General features: G+C 34.6%; 8 protein-coding genes. 5 read left to right on the forward strand and 3 right to left on the reverse strand.

All coding sequences use genetic code 11. The annotated features are described in order from the left end of the window. Positions 1 to 214 precede the first annotated feature (214 nt). The 5 genes from FI695_07940 (at position 215) to FI695_07960 (ending at position 5,626) form a co-directional block, all read left to right on the forward strand. Complete coding sequence (locus FI695_07940) at positions 215 to 1,966, forward strand: hypothetical protein (GenBank protein MQG51886.1); 1,752 nt, start codon at positions 215 to 217, stop codon at positions 1,964 to 1,966. Between the two features lie 148 nt (positions 1,967 to 2,114). Then, positions 2,115 to 3,062, forward strand: coding sequence for an ABC transporter permease (locus tag FI695_07945; GenBank protein ID MQG51887.1), 948 nt, complete (start codon positions 2,115 to 2,117; stop codon positions 3,060 to 3,062). A gap of 2 nt (positions 3,063 to 3,064) precedes the next feature. Then, the gene (locus FI695_07950) at positions 3,065 to 3,988 is read left to right on the forward strand and encodes an ABC transporter permease (GenBank protein ID MQG51888.1); all 924 of its coding nucleotides are present in this window, start codon (positions 3,065 to 3,067) and stop codon (positions 3,986 to 3,988) included. Positions 3,989 to 4,099: 111 nt separating this feature from the next. Beyond that, positions 4,100 to 4,807 carry a hypothetical protein gene (locus tag FI695_07955; protein ID MQG51889.1) on the forward strand — a complete coding sequence of 236 codons (708 nt, stop codon included), beginning with the start codon at positions 4,100 to 4,102 and terminating at the stop codon, positions 4,805 to 4,807. Between the two features lie 6 nt (positions 4,808 to 4,813). Further along, positions 4,814 to 5,626, forward strand: a complete 813-nt coding sequence (locus FI695_07960; protein ID MQG51890.1) for an undecaprenyl-diphosphate phosphatase — start codon at positions 4,814 to 4,816, stop codon at positions 5,624 to 5,626. Positions 5,627 to 5,629: 3 nt separating this feature from the next. Here FI695_07960 and FI695_07965 read toward each other — a convergent pair whose 3' ends face one another. The 3 genes from FI695_07965 to FI695_07975 all read right to left on the reverse strand — a co-directional run. Further along, positions 5,630 to 7,231 carry a D-aminoacylase gene (locus FI695_07965; protein MQG51891.1) on the reverse strand — a complete coding sequence of 534 codons (1,602 nt, stop codon included), beginning with the start codon at positions 7,229 to 7,231 and terminating at the stop codon, positions 5,630 to 5,632. A 12-nt stretch (positions 7,232 to 7,243) separates the two neighbouring features. After that, on the reverse strand, positions 7,244 to 8,743 hold the full coding sequence (locus FI695_07970) for an amidase (GenBank protein MQG51892.1): 1,500 nt from the start codon (positions 8,741 to 8,743) through the stop codon (positions 7,244 to 7,246). Between the two features lie 43 nt (positions 8,744 to 8,786). After that, the coding region (locus tag FI695_07975; GenBank protein MQG51893.1) for an MFS transporter at positions 8,787 to 9,129 on the reverse strand (343 nt) is incomplete at its 5' end.

Below are 9,129 nucleotides of genomic sequence, written 5' to 3' on the forward strand. Positions count from 1 at the left end.
ACATTTTAATGATATTACGTATTATTGCCCAAACTAACTTAAACAAACAAAAATTAAGTTGACAATATTATGTTTAACTAGTAAATTAGTACCTACAAATTTTATAGACGGATAGAGGCCGTGGGGTTTCTGTTCTCTTTTTATTTTGTTTTTTTTATTAATAAAAAAAGGTCGAAAGAAGTCTATTCTGAGACCAATAAGTTAGGAGGTTAGAATGAAATATTTCAAACTTTTACCTTTCGTATTAGTATTTGCGTTAGTACTTGGCTGTTCCAGTGATGATTCAGCTTCAAGTTCATCAGCACCAAAGGCACCAGAAGCGCCTAAGGCATCAGACGCTAAAACGAAAGAACAAGTACAACCTGTGAAACCTACTGGTGTTGCATCTCTTGCAAAAACTCCTACTGCTCCAAAGGCTCCAACAGCCGGATCAGTTGTTAAAGCAAAAGAAGCTGCTGGTGGTGTAAAGAAAGGCGGAACACTTGTTTGGGCGCTTGAAGCTCCAGTTAAAGCTATTGATCCAGTTTGGACAACAGCTACTGTGACGTGGAGATCTTCCCAGATGGTATACGATAGCTTACAAAGACTTGATACAAGCTACCAATACCAAAACAATGGTTTCAAATCATGGGAAATGCAACCTGACGGACTAAAATGGACATTTACTCTTAGAGATAATATGAAATTCCATGATGGTTCAAAAGTAACTGCTACAGACGTTCAGAAATCTGCTTTCAGATGGGCTGACAGAATTACTGCTGGTATCCAGATGTTCAAAAGAACAACTGAAGGTAACTTCTCTGATGCGAGTTTCTCTGTTGTAGATGCTAGTACTTTCACATTAAACCTAAAAGAACCATACCCAGTACTTTCTATGGGATTCTCTGAAGCTCCATTTATTATGAAAGCTTCAGTTGCAGGAACAGATGCTAACGCTCGTGTATCACAAGATGGTCACGATGGTAGTACCTATATTTCCTCAGGACCATATGTACTTAAAAAATGGGTACCTGGTTACCGATTCGAGTACGAGCCACACCAAGGATGGACTGGTCAAGTACCTGAAGGTGAATCAGTATGGGTTGATGGTGTAAACATTGTTGAGGTTCCTGATAAAACCACTCTATTAGCTGGTTTGAAAACAGGTAAAATTGACTACGCAACTTCTGGTAGTGCGGAACAATACCTTGACTTAAGCGCTGATCCTAATATGGGAATTAAAACATCAGCTCCAGGTACACCGATTCTATTATTGAATCACACTAAATCACCTGGTAAATACTTAAACTGGAGAAAATCTTTACAGGCAGCACAAGATGCTAAGAAATTAATGTCAGTGCACGGTCCTGAACAGCTATGGCAAGTATGTCCTGCTATCTTCTTGTGTGGTACACCAGGAGAAAGTGCAGCTGGTAAAGATATGTACAACCAAGCTGACCTAGCTAAAGCTCAAGAATACAGAGATGCATTCGTAGCTGAATCAGGTTGGGATCTTGCTAACGATGTTGTAGAAATGGTAAGTAACACTTCTTACCAAACTCACAGAGACCGATCTCTGATCAACATTGCTAGATTTAGAGAAATTGGTTATAAAGTTAACATGACTATGACTGACTGGGCTACTGCTGTTACAATCAGACAGAACAAAGATGCGTGGGATATTTTCCACACAGGATGTTGTTCTATCCCAAGTAACAACCCGGTTATGAACTGGTACTTAAGTCCTAAGACATATGGTTGGCATACAAACCAAACCATTATTGACTTACAGGCTCAATATACTAGAGAACTAACCGACGAAGGTCGAAAGAAAGTTATAGATCAAGTACAACAATCATACTATGATCAGGTATCACATATATCACCTGGTCAGAACTCAGGTTATCACGTATGGAGATCATCTACTGTAGGTGTTCATGATTACGCTGATTCCACACGTATGACTAACACTTGGTTGAATAAATAAAATATTACTAAATATTTAATTTAGACTTTTAAATAAAAAAGCCGCTAAAAATTTTTTTTAGCGGCTTTTTTAGTTGTTTATATAGGTTGATTATTTTAAAAACATGCTAGATAATATTGAACACTTATATATAAAACTAAATTTATAGATGCAGAGATATATATTAAAAAGACTATTAGCAGCTATCCCAACTATGGCAATCGTGGGTGTTGTTGTATTTTCAATAATACATTTAGCTCCAGGTGATCCTGCAGCCATTATGGCAGGTGAAGATGCTGATTACGAGCAAGTTGAAGCTATGAGAGAATCTATGGGGTTGTTAGATCCAATTCCGGTTCAATTTTGGAGATTCGTAAAAGGTGTAGCAACTGGAGACTTAGGTGAATCCATTTTTTCAGGACACAGTGTGTCATCTTTGATATTAGACAGAGTTGAGCCTACCTTATCTTTGGCTGTATTAAGCTTGTCTATATCGATATTAGTATCAATTCCTGCTGGAGTATTAGCAGCTTGGAAAATGAACTCTATTTTTGATCGAGTTGTAATGATACTAGCTCTGACTGGATATGCAGTACCGTATTTTGCGCTAGGATATGTAGTTATATTCTTACTAGCAGTTCAAGTCGAATGGTTTCCCGCAGGTGGATATATATATTTGGGCGAAGATTTTTGGCAGTACTTGTATCATTTATTGCTACCATCTTTCGTATTAGGATTTGCTGGCTCAGCTCTTATTACAAGAATGACAAGAGCAACTATGTTAGAAGTATTAAAAGAAGATTATGTTAGAACGGCTAGATCTAAAGGTCTAGGTGAAACTGTAGTACTTCTGAGACATGCATTTAGAAACGCAGCTAACCCTGTCTTAACAGTTATCGGTTTTAGTATAGCTGGATTTATTAGTGGTGTGGTTATAACTGAAACTGTATTTGCTATACCTGGTATGGGTAGATTAATTACTGAATCAATCGCGCAGAGAGATTTCCAGATTATCCAAAGCACTATTTTGGTTGTAGCGCTTATATACGTGTTAGTTAATTTAACAATTGATATTTTATATGTTTTTGTAGATCCAAGAATAAGGTACGATAATTAATTATGAGTAGTAGAACAGAATCACAAGATTTAGCATTTCAAGGTCTTCGAGAGAAGATACCTTGGTATAAAGCTGCAACTAGTGCAGTACTAAGAAACCCAAATATGTTGATTGGTATAATTTTTATCACAATAGTGGTTGTATTGGCATTGCTTTGTCCGCTATTAATTAAAGTTGGAATACTAAGAGATCCTTTTGTATTTGATCCATTAAATAGATTGTTGCCGCCAGGTAGAAGTGAAGATGGTGATTTGTTTTTATTTGGAACAGGCCCTCTAGGAAGAGATATTTTCTCAATGGTAATATATGGATCTAGGATTTCATTAGTTGTCGGATTGTCTGTTGCAATATTAGCTGCTGTTTTAGGATCTGTGATTGGAATTGTTGCTGGATACTTCTCTAGATTAGACGATATAATAATGAGATTTATGGATGGTATAATGGCAATCCCTGGCATATTATTAGCTATTGTTCTGATGGCTATATTAGGCCCTAAATTAGAAAACGTAATTTTTGCTTTAACTGTTGTTGATTCACCTAGAACATCTAGGATTGTTAGATCAGTTGTACTAACAATTAGAGAATCTCAATATGTTGATGCTGCAAATGCTTTTGGTGCTTCTAAAAAAAGAATATTATTTAGACATATAGCGCCAAATACTTTTGCTCCTGTTATTGTTCAGGCAACTTTTTTGTTTGCTTCTGCTATTTTGTCTGAAGCAAGTTTAAGTTTCTTAGGAGCCGGAGTACCACCAGATATTCCCACTTGGGGAAATATTATTGGTGAAGGAAGAATTTACTTTATAGGAAACTCCAATATTGTAATACTACCATCTCTAGGCTTATTCTTCTTGGCACTTGCTGTGAATATGTTTGGTGACGGACTACGAGACAGTCTTGATCCAAAACTAAGAGGTAAAACGTAATTAAATAAATTAATTTATATTTAATTTGTTCTTTCTAATTTCTTAATAATTTTATGTTATAATATTTTTTATTCAAAATTTATAAAATTTAAATTCTCAAGAGGTAAATATATGTTAAATAAAGATAATAAATACAAAACTTATTTTAAACCATTATTTTTTATCTTTGCATCTTTATTGATAGTCCTTGGATGTGCTTCAGATACTGCTACTAGATCACATCAATCTACTGAATTTAGAGGCGAAGTAATTAGACCTGCTAGCTTAGAATCTAAGAATTCCATGATACAAACAGCTATATTTGAATATATTGCTAAGATTGGTTATGGAAAAACTGTACAAGATGTTAATGCTAGAGTTATGTTTTCTGATATAGATGATATTATTAGAAGATTTACAGTTACCGCTGAAGATGCTGATGAATCTAAGAAAAGAGGAGACGCAGGAATGGGATCTAGTAACTCAAGAATTCATTTAGTATTTGCTTGGGACAGCGACAAATCTATTCCTTCTAATGCTAGAAATGGATCTTTAGATTCTACTCTTGTAATGTCTTCTGACCTAGATTCTGCTCATCCAGAAATTATCACATTATTAGATAAATGGGATTTTTCTGAAGCTCCTTTACCTAAATTAGAAGAAAAAGCAAGGAAATTTAGAGAACAAGCTGACAGATGGATTGCTTACAATGAAGTAGCAATATATTTCTTATTAAGAAATGAAGATATTTGGTCTAAATGGGTTTCAGCTGACGCAAAAGCTAAGCTAGACACTGAACTATCTAAAGAACAAGGTATGGCTGCTCAGCAGAAAGATTAATCAGGTATAGATATTAATATTGTAGTTCTTAAAATTATATTGGGAGCCACTCAGGGTATAACTGAGTGGCTCCCAATTAGTTCACAGGGAATTATTTTATTTATAAATAGTTTATTTAATTTTGATTCTAAATCATTAGAAGAAATTTTTGCGATCTCCCTAGCATTACATTTGGGTACATCATTCTCAGCTATTTTTACATACAGAAAAAAACTTACTCAATTATTGCAAAATGGGTTAAAAAATCGAAACTCAAACAAGGAAAGCATTTTTTATTTGTTTTCAACAATGATAAGTTTGTTTATATCTTTTCCTATTTATCTTTTAATACCTTCTCTTTCTTCAAACGTTGAGTTGTTGGGTGTATTAGGAATGATTATTATTGGATTCGTTTATATTATAAATGGAGCAATACAATGGTTTGGTAAATCAGTTAATATATCAGCTAATAATCAATATACATTTTTTAATGCTTTAATAGTTGGCGTTTTTCAAGGTATTTCAATTATTCCAGGGATGAGTCGCTCCGGATTGACTATATCTGCTTTATTGTTAACAAAGTTTGATAAAAGCGAAGCGTTGAATATTAGTTTTATTTTAAGTATCCCTGTAACAATTATTGCTGGCATTATGGGTATTTATATTCTTTCAAATGATATTTATATTAATTTATTAGCAATTTTTGTGGCTTTTGCTGTTGGTATAGCAACTATTCGTGTACTTGTAAAATTTACAGAATCAGTTAACTTTTATAATTTCATATTGTTTATAGGTTTCACTTTAGTTTTTGGCGGAAGTGTTTATTTGTTTTATCAATGAAATTTAAGAGTTAAATTCTGTTATCATTTGCCCTGGCTTTGAACCGTTATAGATTTCATTTTCCACAACTAATTCTCCATTAACAATTACATGAGAAATTCCTTCAGGGTATTGATGTGGATCAGCAAAGGTTGAATTTTCTTTTATTTTAGCTAAATCCATTATGACTATATCAGCTGCATACCCGGGAGTGAGCCTTCCTCTATTTGTTAACCCTAATCTTTGTGCAGGCAAATATGTCATTTTTCTTATTGCTTCTTCAATAGAAATCACATTTTTTTCGTTAACATATTTTTGGATAAATCTTGGGTTTGTACCATAACTTCTAGGATGCGGCTTTCCTACTGATAATTTACCAGTTGCTGAAAGAGAAGATCCGTCAGAAGCAACTGCTATTAGCGGATGAGATGCAAAATTTTCTACATCCTCGTCAGTCATTCCGTAACTAATTACACTAGCCTCACCTTTTTGATATATTCTTAAAGCAGCTTCAGCAGGCGATGTATTCATTATATCTGCTATTTCAATTAATGTTTTTCCTTCTAAAGACTCGTCTTCTACATATCTTGCAATAATGATCCCTTCAGCACCTCGGCCTTTTGAAAAAGTATCTGTTATTTCGTCTACTAATCTTCCTCTGTGATCTTCGTCTGCCATGAATTCCAAGGTTTTTTCTCTTCCTCCAGATAAAGACCAGCGTGGAAATAATGCGCCTGTTAATGCAGTACTTGAAGCTGTATAAGGGTATTGATCCCCTGCAATATCTATACCTTCTTGAACAGTGTCTTCAAGAAGTTGTAAATATTCATCTGATTTGCCCCATACTTTTTGCGCGGCACATTTAACGTGTGATATTTGTACTTTACAATCTGATCTTCTTCCTATTTCTATAGCTTCATTTAGGGATACAAATAATCCTACTGTTCTGCTTCCTTCATCTCTTTGATGAGTAGAATATAGTTTGTCTCTTTTTCCTACTTCTTCTGCTAAAGCTATTACTTCATCTGTACGTGCATAGTAACCGGGTGCGTAAAATAACCCAGTAGAAAGACCTAATGCTCCTGCATCAAGCGATTCTGCAGTTAATTTTCTCATGTAATTTAATTCTTCAGCTGTAGGAGGTCTGTCTTCTAATCCAATTACTGCTGCTCTTAGTGTACCGTGGCCAACCTGGAAAGCTACATTCAAAGGAGCCCCGGCTTTTTTCATAGCATCTATATATCCTGCATAATCAGTCCAATCTACATTTAAATCTTCAGGATTTTCTAGCATAGACACTCGTTGTTTAAATATTGTTTTAGCTTCTCCAATTAATGGAGCACACGTACTCATTCCGCAGTTACCAATTAATTCGAGAGTAACCCCTTGCCTTACCTTGCTATCTGCTTTTGAGTCAACTAAAAAAGAAGAATCACTGTGTGTATGAAGATCGATAAATCCAGGGGATACAATTTTCCCATTTGCATTTATTGATTTCTTAGAATCCAAAGATTCTTTATGAGTAATGGCTACAATTTTCCCATTTTTGACATAAATATTGCCTTCATATGATTCTTTTCCAAGACCATCAACTATGGTTGCATTTTTGATTTCAAGATCATTCATATTAACCCCTTATTATAATTTTGGTTTTTTATTGTGCCATGGTTTTACAATTTCAAAAGCTCTGGAAGCTTGCAAAACACCTAGTTCATTTTCCTTTTCTCCTGCTATTTGAAGGGATATTGGTAGACCTTTGGATGAAAAACCACAAGGAATAGTTGCAGCAGGATTTCCTGACCAGTTAAATATAGCAGTAAATTGAGACAATAAACCTGCCCCATTTTTATGTGCAATATTTTCACTATCACCATATGAGGGGATCATTTCGTTGTCATCAGAACCGTAAGAATAGTCATATTGAATTCCATTTATTTTTTCTGGGGGATTGCCGCATTCATGAGCAGGCACTGCCATTGTAGGAGTTGCAATATAATCGTAGTTTTCAAAAATAGAATCCATGTAGTTTCTAAATTTGTATAATTCTGAAATTGCATTCATATATACAGGGCCTTCCCAATTTTTCACTGCTTCTAACATTCTTTTTGTATAATTCATAAGTTTGTCAGGATTTTCATCTAATAGCTGGCCGTTTTTATTGTAACCCAATGCGCCAAGTATTGGAGAGAACATCATTGATAATTCTTTTATATTATATTTAAAGTTTAGAGGTTCAATTATAGCACCCATATCCTCATAAATTTTCATGGCATTTGTTGTTACTTCTTGTACTTCAGGGTCAACATTGATTGATCCCAAATCTACTGACCAAGCTATTTTTTTACCCTTTATGCCTGCATCTAACGTTGTAATAAAATCAGGAGGTGTTGTTTTAATTGCAGTAGACTCGGCTTCGGGATGCGGGCCTGACATAACTTGTAGCATAATAGCGCTATCTTTTACAAACCACGTCATTGGTCCCATGCATGAAAAATTAACAGGGTTCCAACTTTGTAATCCACTGTGCTTTCTTGGGATTCTTCCTTGTGTTCCTTTGATTCCATATATTCCGCATAATCCGGAAGGAATTCTGATTGATCCTCCTCCGTCAGAGCCTTCTGCGATTGGATGAATTCCCGAAGCTACGGCAGCACCTGCTCCACCGCTTGATCCTCCTGCAGTACAATTTAAATCCCAAGGATTTCTGCAATCATCACCAAGTCTGTTGTCTGTAGTTGCGCATAAACCAAATTCTGGTGTATTCGTTTTACCAAGTATGATCCCACCAGCATTTTTAATTCTTTCTACTCCAAGCTGATCGAAATCAGCAATATTGTCTTTATAAAACCACGAACCGTTTGTGTGGGGCATATCTTTGACACCCTCAAGATCTTTTATTGAAGTAGGAATTCCATCTAGAAACTTTAAATTTTCACCTTTGGAAATTTTAATATCGGTTTTTTTTGCTTCATTTATTGCGTATTCATAAGCTACGTGTAAGAATGCGTTAGTTTTACTGTTTGTTTCATCTATTCTTTTTAGAGCTAATTGAGTTAACTCTAAAGATGAAAAAGTTTTTTTAAGAAGCTCTGTTTGGATTTCTGTAATTGACTTGTATAAAATATCTGAATCAGGCAAATTAACCCTCTATTTAATTACTAATATTCAAACAATACCATATTTAATTGTTATTTTGCTTAAACATTGATGAAATAATAAAAATAAATAATATTAAAAATACTATTAATATATTAGATATTCCAATAATTTGAAAAACACTTTGGTAAGAGAAGCTTTCAAGTAAAATCCCCATTAATATTGGCCCTGCAACTTTCCCAAAGTTCCTTATTGAACCTACTATTCCCATCACTGTTCCAATAGTATCATTTTTAGAATATTCTGATACCAAAGCTAATGCTGATGGAAGAACACTTGCTTCAGCGACACCAATTAGTATTGCAGGAATAAATATTGTTGATGTATTTATCGTAAATGAAACAAAAAACATAGATAAACTTAGTAGA

Source organism: SAR202 cluster bacterium, assembly GCA_009392515.1.
Taxonomy (GTDB): domain Bacteria; phylum Chloroflexota; class Dehalococcoidia; order Lucifugimonadales; family UBA6952; genus UBA6952.